General features: G+C 38.8%; 9 protein-coding genes and 1 pseudogene. 6 read left to right on the forward strand and 4 right to left on the reverse strand.

What is annotated here, in order from left to right; translation table 11 throughout:
• Positions 1–40: 40 nt before the first annotated feature.
• From QI031_RS30715 to QI031_RS30725, 3 genes are all read left to right on the forward strand, one after another.
• The gene (locus QI031_RS30715) at positions 41–331 is read left to right on the forward strand and encodes an acyl carrier protein (protein WP_281486372.1); all 291 of its coding nucleotides are present in this window, start codon (positions 41–43) and stop codon (positions 329–331) included.
• A complete protein-coding gene (locus QI031_RS30720; RefSeq protein ID WP_281486373.1) occupies positions 328–7,671 on the forward strand; it encodes a non-ribosomal peptide synthetase in 7,344 nt (2,447 codons plus the stop codon). Before QI031_RS30715 ends, QI031_RS30720 begins: the two co-directional genes overlap by 4 nt.
• Before the next feature lie 235 nt (positions 7,672–7,906).
• A complete protein-coding gene (locus tag QI031_RS30725; protein ID WP_281486374.1) occupies positions 7,907–9,184 on the forward strand; it encodes a condensation domain-containing protein in 1,278 nt (425 codons plus the stop codon).
• 7 nt (positions 9,185–9,191) lie between these two features.
• Here the strand turns inward: QI031_RS30725 and QI031_RS30730 are convergent, their stop codons facing one another.
• Positions 9,192–10,457: an IS701 family transposase gene (locus QI031_RS30730; protein WP_281480781.1), complete on the reverse strand. Its 1,266-nt coding sequence runs from the start codon at positions 10,455–10,457 to the stop codon at positions 9,192–9,194.
• A gap of 94 nt (positions 10,458–10,551) precedes the next feature.
• Between QI031_RS30730 and QI031_RS30735 the strand changes: the two genes are divergently transcribed.
• The 3 genes and pseudogenes from QI031_RS30735 to QI031_RS30745 all read left to right on the forward strand — a co-directional run.
• Entirely contained in the window at positions 10,552–13,425 is a 2,874-nt protein-coding gene (locus tag QI031_RS30735) for a non-ribosomal peptide synthetase (protein WP_281486375.1), read from the forward strand.
• A gap of 30 nt (positions 13,426–13,455) precedes the next feature.
• On the forward strand, positions 13,456–14,055 hold the full coding sequence (locus tag QI031_RS30740) for a hypothetical protein (protein ID WP_281486376.1): 600 nt from the start codon (positions 13,456–13,458) through the stop codon (positions 14,053–14,055).
• A gap of 39 nt (positions 14,056–14,094) precedes the next feature.
• Positions 14,095–14,679 (forward strand): annotated as a pseudogene (locus QI031_RS30745) (transposase); the annotation flags it as partial.
• Here the strand turns inward: QI031_RS30745 and QI031_RS30750 are convergent.
• From QI031_RS30750 to QI031_RS30760, 3 genes are all read right to left on the reverse strand, one after another.
• The gene (locus QI031_RS30750; RefSeq protein ID WP_281486419.1) at positions 14,675–15,001 is read right to left on the reverse strand and encodes a helix-turn-helix domain-containing protein; all 327 of its coding nucleotides are present in this window, start codon (positions 14,999–15,001) and stop codon (positions 14,675–14,677) included. The pseudogene QI031_RS30745 and the gene QI031_RS30750 overlap by 5 nt on opposite strands.
• A 177-nt stretch (positions 15,002–15,178) precedes the next feature.
• Positions 15,179–16,048 carry a choice-of-anchor A family protein gene (locus tag QI031_RS30755; RefSeq protein ID WP_281486377.1) on the reverse strand — a complete coding sequence of 290 codons (870 nt, stop codon included), beginning with the start codon at positions 16,046–16,048 and terminating at the stop codon, positions 15,179–15,181.
• A 953-nt stretch (positions 16,049–17,001) separates the two neighbouring features.
• Positions 17,002–18,078, reverse strand: coding sequence for a hypothetical protein (locus QI031_RS30760; protein WP_281486378.1), 1,077 nt, complete (start codon positions 18,076–18,078; stop codon positions 17,002–17,004).
• Positions 18,079–18,087: the final 9 nt, after the last annotated feature.

Below are 18,087 nucleotides of genomic sequence, written 5' to 3' on the forward strand. Positions count from 1 at the left end.
GAATATAACGCAAATAAGGACTATATTTTGCTTAAATAGTATGTCTAAAATTGCATTTTTTACAACTTATATTCAAGACGAAATATCTAAAATAGTTGGGATAGACACATCTGATTTGGATGTGGAAATGTCCTTAAATTATTTGGGGCTTGATTCATTAATTGCTGTCAAGCTGAGAAATAAGTTTAGAAAAGAGTTGGAAGTAGATGTTCCAGCAGTAAAGTTTTTAGAGGATACTAATGTTGCAAGTTTGGCAATATTAGTCGATGAATTGAGTGCAAATGCTGAATCAAAAATAGATGATGATGAGTGGTTGGAGGGAGAATTATGAATTTAGTTGAGTTTCTCACACAACTCTCGCAACAAAATATAGAATTGTGGGTTGAAGATAGTAAACTGCGTTATCGGGGTCGCAAAGAAGTATTAACTTCCACAGTTTTAAATCAAATTAAGCAGCATAAAACAGAAATTATCGATTTGCTGCGCCAAGGTTTTCACACTTCTAAATCCTACCCTCTGACGCATGGTCAGCAAGGTCTATGGTTTTTGTATAAACTTGCGCCCACAAGTGCAGCTTATAACGTTGCTTTTACAGCTCGCATCTGCTCTCATTTAAATATTCCGGCTTTACAACGAGCGTTTCAGAAGTTAGTAAATCGTCATGCAACTCTCCGCACAACATTTGCACAAAAAGATGGCGAACCTTTTCAACAGGTTGATGAATACCAAGAAGTTGATTTTGAAAATATTGACGCTTCAGTTTGGAATGAAGATGAGTTGAAAAGCCAAGTCATAGCAGCATATCAGCGTCCATTTAATTTGGAAAAGGGTAATTTATTGCGAGTAAATTTATTTACTTGTTCTGACTATAATTATGTAATATTACTAACAATACATCATATTGTTATTGATGGTTTTTCTCTGGGAATTATTCTTGATGAATTGCGATCGCTCTACGAAGCAGAAAATACAGGTCGAGTTATATCTTTACCTGCTATTAAGTACCAATATCAAGACTTTGTACAGTGGCAGAGAAATACTTTAGCAAGTTCTGTGGGCGACGAATTATGGAATTACTGGCGCGAACAATTAGCGGGTGAGTTACCCATCTTAAAATTACCAACAGATCGATCGCGGCCACCAATTCAAAGCTATCGGGGAGCTTCCCATACTTTTGAGTTGAATCCAGAGTTGACTTCTGCGCTGCGAGGAATGGCGAAAGCTCAAGGAGCAACCCTTTACATGACTTTGTTAACCGCCTTTCAAGTGTTACTTTACCGCTTGTCAGGTCAGGAAGATATAATTGTGGGTGCGCCTATTGAGGGGAGAAGTCAGCCGGGATTTGCCGAAACTGTAGGCTTTTTCGTGAATATGTTGGCTTTACGGGTAAATTTGGCTGGTAATCCGACATTTTCTCAGCTTTTAACTCAAGCACGCCAAACTGTATTGGATGCGATCGCTCATCAAGATTATCCCTCTACTTTACTAATTGAGCGATCGCAACTCAACCGCGATCCGAGTCTTCCTGGTCTTTTTCGCGTTTCCTTTAATTTGTTAAAGCTCAGTGAAATTGCTCAAGATTATGAATTGTCTGTATCTGATAAAACCAAAAGCAGAGAAAATTGGGGTGGGTTAACTTTAGAACCTTTTGTGATTCCCCAGCAGGAAGGACAGAATGATTTAGTGTTCGACATGATGGAGACGACTGAATCATTAATTGGTATTTTAAGATACAACACCGATTTATTTGATGCTACGACAATTACCAGAATAGCGAATCATTTTCAAACTTTACTCACAGGGATTATTGCTAATCCCCAACAGCAAATTGCTTCCTTACCTCTGCTAACGGAAGCTGAAGAAAATCATTTGTTGTGGGAGTGGAACAACAACCAAGTTGATTATCCCCAAGATAGAGTTACTCATCAGTTGTTTGAGAACTGTGTGAACCAGCAACCAAACGCGGTTGCGGTGGTATTTCCAAATGTAGAGACGTTTCATGAAACGTCTTTACAACTAACCTATCAACAATTAAACAGCAAAGCCAATCAACTCGCACACTACCTGCGTTCTTTGGGAATAGGTAAAAATCAGCTTGTGGGAATTTGTGTGGAACGTTCCCTAGAAATGATTATTGCATTATTGGGAGTTCTGAAAGCAGGTGGAGCTTATTTACCTTTAGATCCTGCGTATCCCGAAGAACGTTTGAGCTTCATGCTGCGTGATTCTCAAGTATCGATATTGCTGACTCAACAAAAATTAGTAGCGAGTTTAGCAATTGAGGATTTAGCTGTAGTTTGTTTAGATCGAGATTGGGAAGATATTTCCCAGGAAAGTGAAGAGAATCTAGTAATTAATACTACATCTCAAGATTTAGCCTACGTGATTTACACATCAGGTTCTACAGGTAAATCCAAGGGAGTGGCGATCGCTCATCGCAGTTTAGTAAATGCGTTTTATGCTTGGGAAAAAGCTTATCAACTCCAGTCTTTGACTAGTCATCTACAAATGGCGAGTTTTGCTTTTGATGTGTTTTCAGGGGATGTAATTCGCGCTCTTTGTAGTGGTGCTAAGTTGGTTTTATGTCCGCGTGAGTGGCTGTTAGAACCGGACAAGCTGTATAAACTGATGCTTGTGGAGAAAATTGATAGCGCGGAGTTTGTTCCAGCTGTGTTGAGAAACTTGGTTGAGTATTTACAAAGAACTCAGCAAAATCTCAACTTTATGAAATTGTTGGTAGTCGGTTCAGATAGTTTGTATGTGCAAGAATATCAAGAATTTCAGCGTTTTTGTGGTGAGCAGACACGTTTGATTAATTCCTATGGGGTAACGGAAGCGTGTATTGATAGCACTTATTTTGAATTGGGGATTGAGAAATTAGGAAGTGGGTTAGTTCCTATTGGTCGTCCATTTGCGAACACGCAAGTTTATATTTTAGATCGATATCTGCAATTAGTTCCCATTGGGGTTGCGGGTGAATTATATATTGGTGGTGCTGGTTTAGCTCAAGGTTATTTAAACCGTCCTGATTTAACCAAAGAAAAATTCATCCCTAATCCCTTTGTACAGACGCGATTAATCGCGTCTCTCCACACCCCTATCTTCTACAAAACGGGAGATTTAGCGCGTTATCTTCCTGACGGTAATATTGAATTACTCGGTCGAATTGACGATCAAGTGAAGATTCGGGGTTTCCGAATTGAACTAGGGGAAATTGAAGCGGTTTTGAGTAGTCATCCGCAAGTACAAGCAGCAGTGGTGATGCTTCGAGAACTGCAAACCGACAATAAATCTATAGTTGCATATATTGTTTCTGGACAACAGTCATTAACAACTAGTGAATTGCGTAACTTTCTCAAACAGAAGTTACCTGATTATATGATTCCAAGTGCGATCGCCATTCTGGAAACTTTACCTTTAACCCCCAACGGGAAAGTAGATCGGCGTGCTTTACCAATTCCAGATATGGAACAGAGTCGAGAAATAGATTTTGTTCCACCGCGCACACCAACGGAAGAAGCGATCGCTAATATTATCGCTGCTGTTTTGGGACTCACACAAGTAGGCATTCACGATAACTTTTTTGAATTGGGGGGACATTCCCTACTTGCGACTCAAGTGATTGCGCGATTACAACAAACCTTAAATATTGAGTTACCGTTACGCTCTTTGTTAGCATCTCCCACTGTGGCTGGATTGAGTGAAGCAGTGACATCTTCAACAAAGACAGAATCTTCAGTTAATTTACCAACAATTGTCCCAAATCCACAACAGTTATATCAACCTTTTCCCCTCACCGATATTCAACAAGCTTATTGGTTAGGACGCAATGAAGCTTTTGAATTAGGAAATATTGCTGCTCATGGTTATTTAGAATTAGATTGCCATCATTTAGATTTAACAAGATTAAATCAAGCTTGGCAACAACTTATTTTGCGTCACGATATGCTGCGTGCTGTTATTTTACCAGATGGTCAACAGCAAATTCTCTCAACAGTACCGGCTTATGAAATCGAAGTTTTGGATTTGCAAAATTTAGAGGTGATGCGTGAGCAGATGTCCCATGAAGTTTTACCTGCGGAACAATGGCCTTTATTTAGAATTCGAGCTACACCTATAGATGAACAGCGTACCAGACTCCACCTGAGTTTTGATGCTTTGATTGCTGATGCTTGGAGTGTGTTTATGCTGATGCGAGAGTGGTTAGATTTATATAATAATTCTGAGTTTGTATTACCACCCTTAGAACTTTCCTTCCGCGATTATGTGCTTGGGGAATCAACTTTAAAAAATACACCCCAATATCAACGTTCTCAAGAATATTGGTTTAACCGACTAGATACCTTACCACCAGCACCAGAATTACCCCTAGCGAAAAATCCGAATTCCATTACCAATCCTCGGTTTCAACGTCGCAGTTCTCAACTGTCTCCAGAACAATGGCGCAAATTACAAAATCGCGCACAGCAATTTCATTTAACTCCTTCGGGAGTTTTATTAGCTGCTTTTGCAGAAGTCCTCAGTCAATGGAGCAGAAATCCCAAGTTTACGATTAATCTCACCCTGTTTAAGCGTTTACCTTTACATCCCCAAGTAAATGAAATTGTCGGAGACTTCACTTCTTTGACACTTTTAGAAGTCGATCGCTCAATTCCTCAAAGCTTTAGCAACCACGCTCAACAATTACAGCAACAACTGTGGCAAGATTTAGATCACGGTTATATCAGTGGTTTACAGGTACAGCGAGAACTTAGCCGTCAACGTCAAAGTTACCAATTTATGCCAGTGATATTTACTAGTACACTAGGTTTAGAATCACTTGGTCAGGATACATCAATATTAAGTCAGTTAGGCGAACTCGTTTACAGTATCAGTCAAACCCCGCAAGTTTGGTTAGATAATCAACTGAGAGAGCAGAACGGAACTTTAATATTTAATTGGGATGCGGTGGAAGAACTTTTTCCCGCAGGTTTGCTAGATGAGATGTTTGCTGCTTACTGCGATTTACTTCAACAACTAATTACCTCAGATGCGATTTGGAGCAAGATTCAGAGAGAATTACCACAACCTACAATTGCAAATTATCCCACCGCAGACATTTCTGAGGAAACTTTGCACAGTTTGTTTATTAAGCAAGTGCAAATCCAAGCTGACTCTCTAGCAGTTATTACTCCAGAGCGTACCCTAACTTATCAGGAATTGTACCAACACGCTCTGCAATTGGCATCTCAGCTGCGAGAATTGGGAGCAAGCAACAACAATGCGATCGCTGTTGTCATGGAAAAAGGTTGGGAGCAAGTTGTCGCTGTACTAGGAATTTTAATCGCTGGTGCGGCTTATCTCCCCATCGATCCCGAATTACCAGCAGAACGACAATGGTATTTACTCACCCAAGGACAAGTTAAATTCATTGTCACTCAACCTCATCTTCACCTATCTTTGCCATCAGGTGTTCAACAAGTATGTGTGGAAAGTCAACTTAGAGGAGATGGGAAAGATATTAAACTAGTCCAAACTCCCGATGATTTAGCTTACATCATCTACACTTCCGGTTCCACGGGTTCACCCAAAGGCGTGATGATTAATCATCGGGGTGCGGTAAATACGATTTTGGATATTAACCGCCGCTTTGGGGTTAGATCGAGCGATCGCATCTTAGCTTTATCAGCATTAAACTTCGACCTTTCAGTTTACGACATCTTCGGCATATTAGCGGCGGGAGGAACGATAGTTATTCCCTCAGCAGAGCAAACCAAAGATCCCGCACACTGGTTAGAGTTAATAGTATCTCAGCAAATTACCCTGTGGAACTCAGTTCCAGCTTTGATGCAAATGTTGGTAGAATATCTTACCAACCAACCACAACAACCTTCATCTCTGCGTTTAGCTTTGTTGAGTGGAGATTGGCTACCTCTAAATTTACCAAATCAAATCCAAACATTGTGGTCAAATATCCAAGTTGTGAGTTTGGGAGGAGCAACAGAAGCTTCGATTTGGTCAATTTACTATCCAATTACCCAAGTAGATCCTAACTGGAAAAGTATTCCCTACGGCAAACCACTCGATAATCAACAAGTATATGTATTCAATCATAATTTGCAGCAAACTCCTGTTTGGGTAACGGGACAACTATATATTGGCGGTATCGGTTTAGCAAAAGGTTACTGGAAAGACGAACAAAAAACAAACGCCAGCTTTATTACTCATCCAGTTACCAAAGAAAAGTTATATAAAACAGGGGACTTGGGACGTTATTTACCCGATGGGAATATAGAGTTTTTAGGAAGAGAAGATTTTCAAGTGAAAATCAATGGTTATAGAATTGAACTTGGTGAAATTGAAGCCATATTAAAACAGCATCCCACCGTCAAAGAAGCAGTAGTCACCACAGTAGAACAAACACAACAGTTAGTTGCTTATATCGTTAGCGATACACCAACTCCCAATTTAGCAGAAGCTTACCAACCAACTCAACAACCAAGAGTATTAACCGATGCTGGAGAACGCATCGAATTTAAACTCCAACAACCAGGAATCCGCAAATCGAAATCATCGCCAATTACTATTAACTTACCCAAATCTGAACTTGAGCCAACAGCTTATCTCCAACGCCAAAGTTATAGACAATTTCTAACCCAAAAAATATCCTTAGAACGATTTAGCAAATTTCTCAACTGTCTCCAACAAATGCAACTGGGTGATTATCCCCTTCCCAAATATCGCTATCCTTCTGCTGGGAGTCTTTATCCTGTACAAACTTACTTATTCATCAAACCCAACAGCATCGAAACCCTTCCAGCAGGAATATATTATTATCATCCCAGCGACCACAATTTAATCTTACTCCACAGCACCAACGAAATAGACAGCAGCGTTTACCTTGAGAATCAAGTACTTTTTGAACAATCCGCCTTTACGATATATTTGATTGGGAAACTAAGTGCGATCGCACCGATGTATGGAGAAATTGCTAGAGACTTCTGTCTTTTAGAAGCAGGACACATCGGACAATTACTCATGAACAGCGCACCGACTCAAGAAATTGGTCTTTGTCCCCTTGGTTATTTAGAATTTCCCCAAATTCAAGATTTATTTCAATTAAAAGCCAATCAAATTCTCCTTTATAGCTTTGTTGGTGGAAAAATATACCCAACAGATTCTCAGCAATGGTCAATACTTAAAAATCCTCAAACCACCAAATCAAATTCTACCCAATTTAGAGAATATCTACAGCAGAAACTTCCACAATACATGATACCTGCTGAATATATTTTCATTGACACCTTACCCCTAACCACCAACGGAAAAATAGATAGAAAAGCCTTACCAACTCCCAATCTCGCAACAGCCACATCAGCAACTTTAGTTCCTCCGCAAACCCAAACCGAAAAAAAAATCGCCGAATTCATCCAACAACTGCTGCAAATTGAAGTAGTGGGAATACAGAATAATTTCTTTGAATTAGGAATAGATTCGCTCAAACTCGTGCAGTTGAAAAATCACTTACAAAATCAATTCCAAGTTAACATTCCCATGCGCCAATTATTAGTGGAAACAACAAATATTCAACAACTAGCATTAGCCATTGACGAACAATTAATTATCGCCAAAATCACACAAAAACCCCTAACCACAGAACAAGACGACGATAAAGAAATCATCCAAATTTGAATGTATTCCGCATAGACCTCTTGCAAAATTTCTTTATTTTGTCTTCTTCTTTGCGCCTTTGCGTGAGATAAAAATAGTATGGTTCATTTACCTGAAAATTGCTGTAAATGAGGTACAAATTTTTGAAACGCAAAGAACGCAAAGTTAAGAAAATTAAAGAGGGTTTTTGCATTATCAAGTGAATATTATTATCCGTGCCATCGGTGTTCGTTAATCAAAAATGAAGAAAAACATTATGAACAAAAACCAACTTTTAATCGAACTCGAAAAACGAGGAATCAAACTCTGGTTAGAAAGTGACCTATTAAACATCGAAGCACCAAAAGGAACATTAACACCAGAACTACGCGATTCTCTCAAAGAACATAAACCAGAAATTATCAAACTCCTAAATCTCAACAATATCAAAACAACCTCCCTACCAATTATTAAACCAAATCCTCAACAACTTCACCAACCATTTCCCCTCACCGACATTCAACAAGCGCATTGGTTGGGACGCAATCAAGTATTTGAATTAAGCCATGTCAGCAATCATGTTTACATAGAATTTGAGACTAATAATTTAGACATATCCCGCCTGACAGCAGCTTGGCAAAAACTCATTCAACGTCATGATATGCTACGAGCGATAGTATTACCCACGGGAGAGCAACAAATCTTAGATCAAGTTCCCAATTATCAAATTACTATCCTAGATTTACAAGAATCAGAAACCCAAAAACTCGAAACTGAATTAATAGCAATCCGCGAAAAACTATCTCAACAAAACTCACCTTCACATCAATGGCCTTGGTTTGATATTCGAGCCACTTATTTAAATCAAGAACAAATTCGGCTACATCTCAGCATGGATTTATTACTGATAGATGCTGCGAGTATTCGGATTTTATTTCACGAATGGAATCAACTTTATCAAAATCTCGAATTATCATTACCACCATTAGAACTATCATTTCGAGATTATGTCATTGCTAAAAATTCTCTCCAAGACTCAGAATTAGTCAAGCGATCGCAAACTTACTGGTTCAATCGTTTAGATACTCTCCCACCAGCACCGGAACTACCTCTAGCTTGTTTTCCTAGTGAATTAAAAGAGTATACATTCAAACGCTATGCTGGAAAACTAGAACCCCATATATGGCAAAGATTAAAACAGCGCGGTCAAAAAGCTGGTTTAACTCCTTCTATCATTTTGTTAACCGCTTTTACAGAAATTCTAACTTTGTGGAGTAAAAATCCTTCCTTTACTCTCAATTTAACTGTCCTAGAACGTCTACCACTCCATCCTCAAATCAATCAAATTATTGGCGATTTTACCAACACAAATCTCTTAGCAATAGACAATTCATCCCCAAATACATTTACAAATCTAGCTCTAAAAATACAACAACAATTACTCCAAGATTTAGACCATATTTATATTAGTGGAGTAGAAGTATTGCGGAAATTGCTCAATCAAAAGCAAACAGAATTGACCGCAGCTATGCCTATAGTATTTAGCGGGACTTAAGGAAAAATCAAGCCCAAATAAAGCCGAAACTGGCTTTATGAGCGGCAAATACGTCACGATTAACAGTCAACCACTCAATAAATCGGAAAGAAATAGCAGTTCTAAAGGCTTCTAAAGCCTCAGTAAAAGTGTTCAACGGTTTAGTTGCCCACCTACGTCTAAAACCACCAGTCAACTGATGCCAAAGGACAAAAGTATAGGCACAAAATACCAAGATAAAATGTCGCATGAGACTGGTTTTATCTCGGACTTGATATTCTTTCAATCCTAAAAAACCCTTGGCTTCTCTATAAAAGACCTCTACCCAATTGCGTTGAGAATAGGTGTTTACTATCCATTCTGAAGTTACAACAGATGTAGAAACATTGGTAATAAAGTAGTCGATATCTGTGGCATCAGAAAAAGTAGCAGCATTCATGACGATAGCTATACTTCGTTTACCTTCCAGACGTGATATCTCTACTTCAAAAGTTGCTACCCATACTTTTCTAGGTTTATCTAAATTGAGTTGAGTTTCGCTAAAAGCCTCTTGGGGTATAGACTTTGCTAACTCATCTATCCTAATTGTTCGTTGATTATTCTCTTGCTCACTAATTGTGACTTTCCGATTTTTGGCTATTCCTCCTAAATACTTTAATTTGCGATTTTCTAGTTCTAATAGGAATGATGTATTGTTACCATATCCGGCATCTACAATCACTATTCCTGGTTGATATCCTCGCTCTCTTGTTTGGTCTATTAACTTAATTGCTATCTCTGTTTTTTTCTCAAATAGAGGGTCTTGTTTTCCTTCGGGTAATGAATCAGCGTGTTGATATAACTCTATATCTAATGGTAGGCTTTTTCTCCCATCATATAAATGAGTTGTTACCACCACTATTCCATTATCTGTCTTGCCAATTTCTCCGATATATTGTCTTCCCACACCTTCGGTAAAGTTACCACTTTTCCTATGCCCTGAATCATCAATTATCAAGCTAAATCCCCTACTGATTTTAGTCTGACTACACTTGTTCATTACCTCTAAGCGTCGTTCATTCACCTTTGTGGCCGACCAAGGGGAATCTGTCAAAAAGTGGTGTAATCGGTGGTAATTTACTCCTACGGCATTTTCTGCGAGCTGGAACAAGTTTTTCCGTTCGCTTTCTCCTAACAACCCCCCTAAATAATGTCTAAACTCCCTTTTTTGCGCTTTATGACCAAATACATCGTCAAACCTTTGACACCATTTTTCAAAGCATGGGGGCATAGCTGTGGGAGTTGTCTCTTTCATGGGGGTTAGTTTGACGTAAAACCTATGCTAATTCTGCATTATAGCCTTTTTTATTCTCTTTTTTTGCCTAAGTCCCGTTAGTAGTGTGTTAGGTTTGGGTAATTTTTCTCAAGCAGATTTAGAATATAACTTTTTAGGAGAGGTGGTGTATGGTATTAGCCAAACCCCGCAAGTTTCCTTAGAACATCAAGTTGCAGAACACAACGGAAGCTTAATTTTTAACTGGGATGCAGTAGAAGCACTCTTCCCTATAGGGATGTTGGATGAAATGTTTACAGTTTACTGCAATTTGCTGGAGCGTTTAGCCCAGGAAGATGAATTGTGGACAGTACCCATAGAATTATTAACATCAATCCCAATTCATCCTCATCCACCAATCCCGCAAACAGCTTTACTCCACACTTTGTTTTTTGCACAAGTATCTCAACGTCCACAACAACAAGCTGTAATTAGCAGCGATCGCATTCTCACCTATCAAGAGTTAAGCGATCGCGTCACTGAATTAGCACGACAACTAGGCGATCGTTCTGAAGTGGCGATCGCTATCATTATGGAAAAAGGCTGGAAACAGGTTGTTGCTGCTTTGGCTATCCTTGCTACTGGTGGTATCTATGTCCCCATCGATCCAGGATTACCCAAGGAACGTATATGGTATTGTTTACAACAAGCACAAGTCAAACTGATACTAACTGAAACTAGCCTTGTTCATAGTCTGGAATATCCAGAGAACATCCCAACTTTGTGTATAGATTCATTACAAACTTCACCATCTCAACAGCCATTCCAGCAAATCCCAAAACCCACAGACTTAGCCTATATCATCTACACCTCTGGTTCTACAGGAACACCCAAAGGTGTGATGATTACGCATGAAAGTGCAGTCAACACGATTTTAGATATCAACGAACGCTTTCGGATCGATTCAGGCGATCGCATCTTAGCTATTTCTGCTTTCAGCTTTGACCTCTCAGTTTACGACATCTTCGGCACTTTAGCAGCAGGAGGAACAATAGTCATTCCTGATGCTGCAAACATTAAAGAACCATCTCATTGGAGTGAATTAATTGCCAAACACCAAATCACAATTTGGAACTCAGTTCCCGCTTTCATGCAGATGTTAATTGAGTATAATTTAAATCATTCTCAAGTTATATTTAATACTTTCAGACTAGTTTTATTGAGTGGTGATTGGATACCCTTGAATTTACCTGCTCAAATCCAAAAATTATCTCCACAAGCCGAAATCATTAGTTTAGGAGGAGCAACAGAAGCCGCTATCTGGTCAATTTATTATCCAATTACCCAACTTGACCCCAACTGGAAAAGTATTCCCTACGGAAAACCACTTAAAAATCAATATATTTATGTTTTAAATACATCTATGAAAAAATGTCCTGTTTGGGTGACAGGAGAATTATATATTGGGGGAATGGGATTAGCAAAAGGTTATTGGCAAGACGAAGAAAAAACAAATGCTAGTTTTATTATTCATTCAGTTACCAAAGAAAAATTATATAAAACAGGTGATTTGGGACGTTATTTACCCGACGGCAATATTGAATTTTTAGGAAGAGAAGATTTTCAAGTTAAAATCAATGGTTATCGCATTGAACTCGGTGAAATTGAAGCCACATTAAAACAGCATCCCACCGTTAAAGAAGTTGTAGTTACAACAATCTCAAAAACACAACAACTAATCGCTTACATTGTTCTACAACTAGAGTTAAACATCACTACTCAAGAAATACGTTCTTTTCTCCAAACCAAATTACCAGCATACATGATCCCCTCTAATTTTGTGCTGTTAGCATCTTTCCCGCTCACAGAAAATGGTAAAGTGGATCGTCAGGCGCTATCTATTCCTAAAGGTACGCAACCAGAATTAACACAAACTTTTACCCCGCCTCGTAACCAAGTAGAAGAACTATTAATTACAACTTGGATGGAATTATTTCAACTTCAGCAAATTAGCATTTATGACAACTTCTTTGCATTGGGTGGACACTCATTTTTAGCACTACAATTAATATCCAAAATTAATCATAAATTTCAGACCAATATACCTCTCAGTACGCTTTTTTATTATCCCACTGTAGCAGAATTAGGAAATTCTCTCATCCAAAATCATCACACTTCGTTAATACCTATAACTTTAATCCCCATTCAACCACAGGGAACTCAACCACCATTATTCTGTATTCATCCCATAGGAGGACAAGTAATGGTGTATCAACATCTTGCCACCTGTTTAGGAACAGATCAACCTGTATACGCTCTCCAGTCTCGCGCTCTCAACAACTCACTTGATGAGCATAATAGCATTGAAAATATGGCTGTCGAATACGCCAAAATCATTCGCCAACATCAACCTCATGGTTCTTATCATCTCATGGGTTGGTCTATGGGTGGAGTCATTGCTGTTAGTGTTACCAAAGAATTAGAACAGCAAGGATGTAAAGTTGATTTTCTTGGACTTGTAGATGCATTCTTATTTCCAGATAGTACACCAACTTTTACACCCAATCCTTTATATGAATTAGCATTAGTGTTTGGTGGTACTTTTGTAGATGCTTTGATGACGCTAGATACTGTTCAACAACAGCAACTACGAGAGCAACTCATAAATTTAATTTCTGTTGAACGTCTGCAATTAATGATGAATTGGGGAAAATCACAAAATTTACTTCCAAAAGAACTATCAGAAGTATCAATTGAAATATTGCAAAAACAACTAGAATTAACCGAAATTCACCAAAAACTCTTAAAAAACCACCAACCACCTCAAATCCAAGCTCAAATCTCCATCTGGTGGGCTGCACAACAACTCACACCTAAGTTAACCCGTAGCAACTGGAGTCAATATACTATCAACGCAACTTACACAAAAATCTTAGATGGCAACCATTTTACCATCATGCTTCCCCCCTGCACTACAATACTCGCCCAGCAATTACAAGAGTACATTTAATTACATACCAGGCTTGTTTATTGAGATTGGATGGATGTATGGGATGGAGAAGTTGGGTTAGCGACTGACCCAGAAGTGTTGAATGTTAAGAAAAATCCGATAAAAATAGCTAGAACTAGCCCTTTCAAGGTGTTGTGTAATGGACTGATTTGTAGTTTCGTAAAAAGAGGTGCAAATCTGTTGGGTGGGAAAAAAATGTTACTAGGGCAGGTGTTTGAGCGTTTTGTAAAAGAAAGTCCAGTATCCGTGATGGTTCGTGGGCTTTTAGAGAAAGCATTATGTCCCCAAATCCTGGATGAACTATTTGAACGTAGTGCCAAAACCCAGTACACTCGTGAGCTATTATTCTCTACGGTAGTTAATTTGATGAGCCTTGTCGTCTGTGGAGTTCATCCATCAGTACACGCAGCACACCAAGCATCAGTTGAAGAAATAGGTGTTTCAGTGACTTCGGTCTACAACAAAATCAATGGCATCGAACCGAGTACTAGTGGTGAACTAGTCAGAGAGGTTGCTGGTCAAATGGAAGCTAAGATTCGACACCTCAATGCAACAATACCTGATTTGCTACCAGGATATCGAGTAAAAATTATTGATGGGAATGCGATCGCTAGTTACCAGAGGCGTTAAAAACAGATAATTTACTTGACTGTGTTTAGGGTTCGGACAATCAGAGTAATTACTAAACCATCAACCGCTAAATGTGACTTGAACACTTATACTCTGTTTCTATTGGCAAAATTCAAGTATCCAGGTTGCACACGTCTGGCAGAGATAATGGAAAATTTATCTCATGATAGCGTCAATAGATTTTTGCTACGTGAACGGTATGAACCCAAGGACTTATTTGAAGAAATCAAGCCCAATATCAATCTAGTTGGAGGTACATTAAGCGGAGATGATACGGTAATTGATAAACCTCATAGTGACCTCCAATTGACAGAATTAATTGGTTATTACTATTCAGGTAGACATCATCGTGCCGTCAAGGGAGTTCAGTTAATTACCTTGTATTACACCGAATTATCAGGTAAATCTATACCTGTAAATTATCGCATTTATAACAAACAAGACCAGAAGACTAAAAATGATTATTTACGAGAAATGATTACTGAGGTAATGGATTGGGGTTTAAAGTCTAAAAATGTGACTACTGACGCTTGGTATTCCAGTAAAGAAAACCTGAAGTTACTGAAAAACAAGGGACTAGGGTTTTTAACTGGTGTGGCTAAAAATCGCTCATGCTCGGTTAACCAAGGTTTAATTTCGTTTTTTTTAAATAGGAGCGAACAGTTTCTTTAAAAACCGAATCTACTATATTTAAACTCACCATACGCTCTGCTAATAGTTTCATCGTCCAACGATTTCTTCCTTCTGGTGCATCAGAGCAAGCTGTCGCAATCAGAAATGCTTCTTGTTGACCATCTAATTTTCTTTGTTTTGGCGGATGAGGGCGGTCTTGCACCGCTAATTCAATGCCCCCTTCTACATATCTGGCACGGGTACGCTCTACGGTTGAAACGTTTACTCTTAAATATTGTGCGATCGCTTTATCAATTTCTCCCTCCCAGTCCATCAACAGTATATGGGCGCGAGTTATACTCCTTGCTTTACTCTTGCCTGTTTTGATTAGCGATCGCTACCCTTTACAAAATTTATTAGCAGCGGTAGAACAAGCGATCGCTCCGACATCAGAAACCTACAAGATATTAATTTATCCCCAGTGATAGGATTTAGGTTTCCGAGGTTATGTCTACTGGATTGTATCAACTATTCTAGAACGGCGGAAAAATCCTGCTAAAGTTCCTAAGATAAATAGCCCTAAAACAGCACCTGGTTCGGGTACTTTGGTTGCACTAGGTGGCTCAGTAGGAGGATGCCATTGATTGGTAGGAGGTTCTGGCTGTGGTACGTTAGGAAGATTACCTGTGAATTGAGTGTTGTGAAATTCGCCGCTACCAGATAATGAAGAAGCAATTAAAGTTCCTTCCACATTACCATTAGAAAAATTAAAGTTAGCATTGGTAGCAAGTACACTGCCTTGGAATGAGAAACCAGTGGTTGTTACTTGAGTTGCATCCACAAAATTAAACAAGACATTTTGCTTATTAACACCATTAAGATTTAACCCAAAATTCTTGATATTGACACTATTTCCCAGAACATTAAACACCACAGTAGAATTACTACCAACCCCACTCAAATTTAAGTAACTAGTGTTAGAAAACTGGGAACCATCAATTGTAAAGACATTCAAATCACTATTGTTTCCTTGGAGGTAAATTCCACCCCATTTATACTCTGTAGTATTTGTAGAAGCTAATCCACCCAAGTAATCAGAAAGATTATTCAACTCTTGGCGTGCAGCATCAAAATCAATCGGCTTACCTGAACTAACACCACAATTAGGAGAGCAATTGAAATAGACAGGAGTTTTAACAGTACCGCCAACAACAGCATTACCACCAAAAATCTGACCGTTATTGTAGGTTAAATTACCACCTACAACAAGTCGAGTATCTGTACCATTAGAATTACTTAGACGATCAGCAACTCCAAAATTAGTCAATGTGGCATTACCACCAACAGCTACACGACCTTCGGAATCTGAACTTTGATTCATATCTCCAAATACGAAGACATTATAGTTTTGCGCGATTCCTAAATTAACAGCCATAGCTGGTTGTATTAAACCCGTTATAGCAATTGTTCCCAATGATAAAGGAATCAATGCAAATGTCGTTTTAAATCTTTTAAACATAGACGTAGTATCATCAAAAGCTACGATACTAATTTACTATTTATTAAATTAATAGCGGGAAAAGATCGTATAAACTTTTTCATAAAATATCAGCTTTAAAATGAATTAGATTACTGTATTTTTGCTGATTTCATCAAAATGAATAGATAATCAAGTATTTTATAAAGTATATTTTGTTTAAATTAATTCGGTATTTTCCACACAATCTGTAAATACTTATTAAAGTATGCAGACACTATCCTTATTTTTCATCTGTTTTAATCCACAGCATTGCTGAATCAAGGGATGGAATTTATGTATTAAAATCTAAAATTCCTTATCCTATCTGCATCTCTATGTGTTAGCGTAGTGGGGCAATTTATCCCATATTTACATAACACTTAATCTACAATATATTATCACTGATGCAGCAAAAACCATTTGTATAATATCAGGTTTACTTGATTAAACCTCGTCCGTTTTGAAAGCTGGAGTTTTATGTAAGGGCTTATAAATTGCTTGTAGCTTGAGTTATGAGCTTTACCTTAATTAGAAAAAAACTACGGTTCTCAATGTAGACGTGGTTTATAATTTCTGCGGGATTCATCAAAAATAAACTTACCGGATTATTACTATTCAGCGTGCTAATTATTTTATTTCAGCAACATCCTATTTTGGTAGCACCAATTTAATCTCCACTGTAAAAACCTTGCTTGTCAATAATCGTTTGATTGTAATCAATACTTGCAGAGTCATTGCCTCGGTAATCTATTCATTTTAATCTTATGGTGATTATTTCAATCGAATATTTCAGAATTTTGGCTAGAAGCATCACCTTACCTCTGCACCGGAAACCGCCGCATCATCTGGGCTAACGCCGCCGCCTCCCCATCCGGCGTGTACACAACCTCACCTGACATAGCAATCACAATCCGCTTCTGTCTCGCCCACTCGAACCAATCCTTTACACCAGACTTAGCCTGCTTTGCCTCCGGCTTCCTACCTTCTTTACAAGCGGCCACAAACACAGCCTCTGGTGATTTAACGCCTTTCCAAGTTCGCAGTGCTTCTTTGAGATAAGCGATCGCTCCAGGTACATTCTCCCAATAACGCTTCACTGTGCGCTGAATCTCTGCATTGAGCCGAAACTGGGGAGTACAAGGAATGTCTCGTAATTGCTGCAATACGAACTGAACCTCTTGGTTGCTGGGCTGTATTGATTTTTCTACAGGTTCGGCGTAATCATCACCAGAGTCTTCATCACAAAAATCTGACCCAACCGGGGCGGCGGAAGAATGGCCATCATGATGGTCTGTCTCGCTAGTCGAGTCAACCTGTTCTGGTTCATTAACGTAGCAACTAGTCTGGGGCAACTCTAACTCTGCGGTTTGACAAACCCCTTCCTGGTCGCAGTTAGAAATCTCGGTTTTTACTTCCTCACTTTTTTCAAGCTCAACAGCAGGGTGTTGTTGTGAAGCGAACTCTTTGAAAGGAAACTCTTTGATATGATCTGTCGCCTTTGAACAGTTCGATGTATTCAAATCGCTCATATCGATTTGCTGATTTTCGCAAATCCGATTCCATAGGGCTTGGACGTTCTCGACGTTAACAGTAAACCAGTTAGCCTGATACCAAGTTTTTTCACTGTGTCGGCAAACATCAATCAACTTGAAATTATCCCTCAAGTTGGCGATCGCCCGTCTGATTGCAGAAACTTTGAGAAAGGGTAGAGTTTGACCCCAATCCTTGAGCGTCTTCCAAAACCAGCGTCTACCGTCACGCTTGATGTGCTTGGAAATCTGACAATAGTAATGAATCTGCTGGAGTATCACTGCTTCTTCTAAACCAATCTCTGCGGCCAACAAAGGAGGAACCAACAGAGGGGATTCTGGGGTGATTAATTTACTAGTCATATTTTTTAC

The organism is Halotia branconii CENA392 (genome assembly GCF_029953635.1).
GTDB classification, from domain to species: Bacteria; Cyanobacteriota; Cyanobacteriia; order Cyanobacteriales; family Nostocaceae; genus Halotia; species Halotia branconii.

Bases quoted from the DNA above. Each gene is read 5' to 3' on its own strand.
- QI031_RS30715 (WP_281486372.1), top strand. From the start codon at position 41: ATGTCTAAAATTGCATTTTTTACAACTTATATTCAAGACGAAATATCT.
- QI031_RS30720 (WP_281486373.1), top strand. From the start codon at position 328: ATGAATTTAGTTGAGTTTCTCACACAACTCTCGCAACAAAATATAGAA.
- QI031_RS30725 (WP_281486374.1), top strand. From the start codon at position 7,907: ATGAACAAAAACCAACTTTTAATCGAACTCGAAAAACGAGGAATCAAA.
- QI031_RS30730 (WP_281480781.1), bottom strand. From the start codon at position 10,457: ATGAAAGAGACAACTCCCACAGCTATGCCCCCATGCTTTGAAAAATGG.
- QI031_RS30740 (WP_281486376.1), top strand. From the start codon at position 13,456: ATGGATGTATGGGATGGAGAAGTTGGGTTAGCGACTGACCCAGAAGTG.
- QI031_RS30750 (WP_281486419.1), bottom strand. From the start codon at position 15,001: ATGGACTGGGAGGGAGAAATTGATAAAGCGATCGCACAATATTTAAGA.
- QI031_RS30755 (WP_281486377.1), bottom strand. From the start codon at position 16,048: ATGAATCAAAGTTCAGATTCCGAAGGTCGTGTAGCTGTTGGTGGTAAT.
- QI031_RS30760 (WP_281486378.1), bottom strand. From the start codon at position 18,078: ATGACTAGTAAATTAATCACCCCAGAATCCCCTCTGTTGGTTCCTCCT.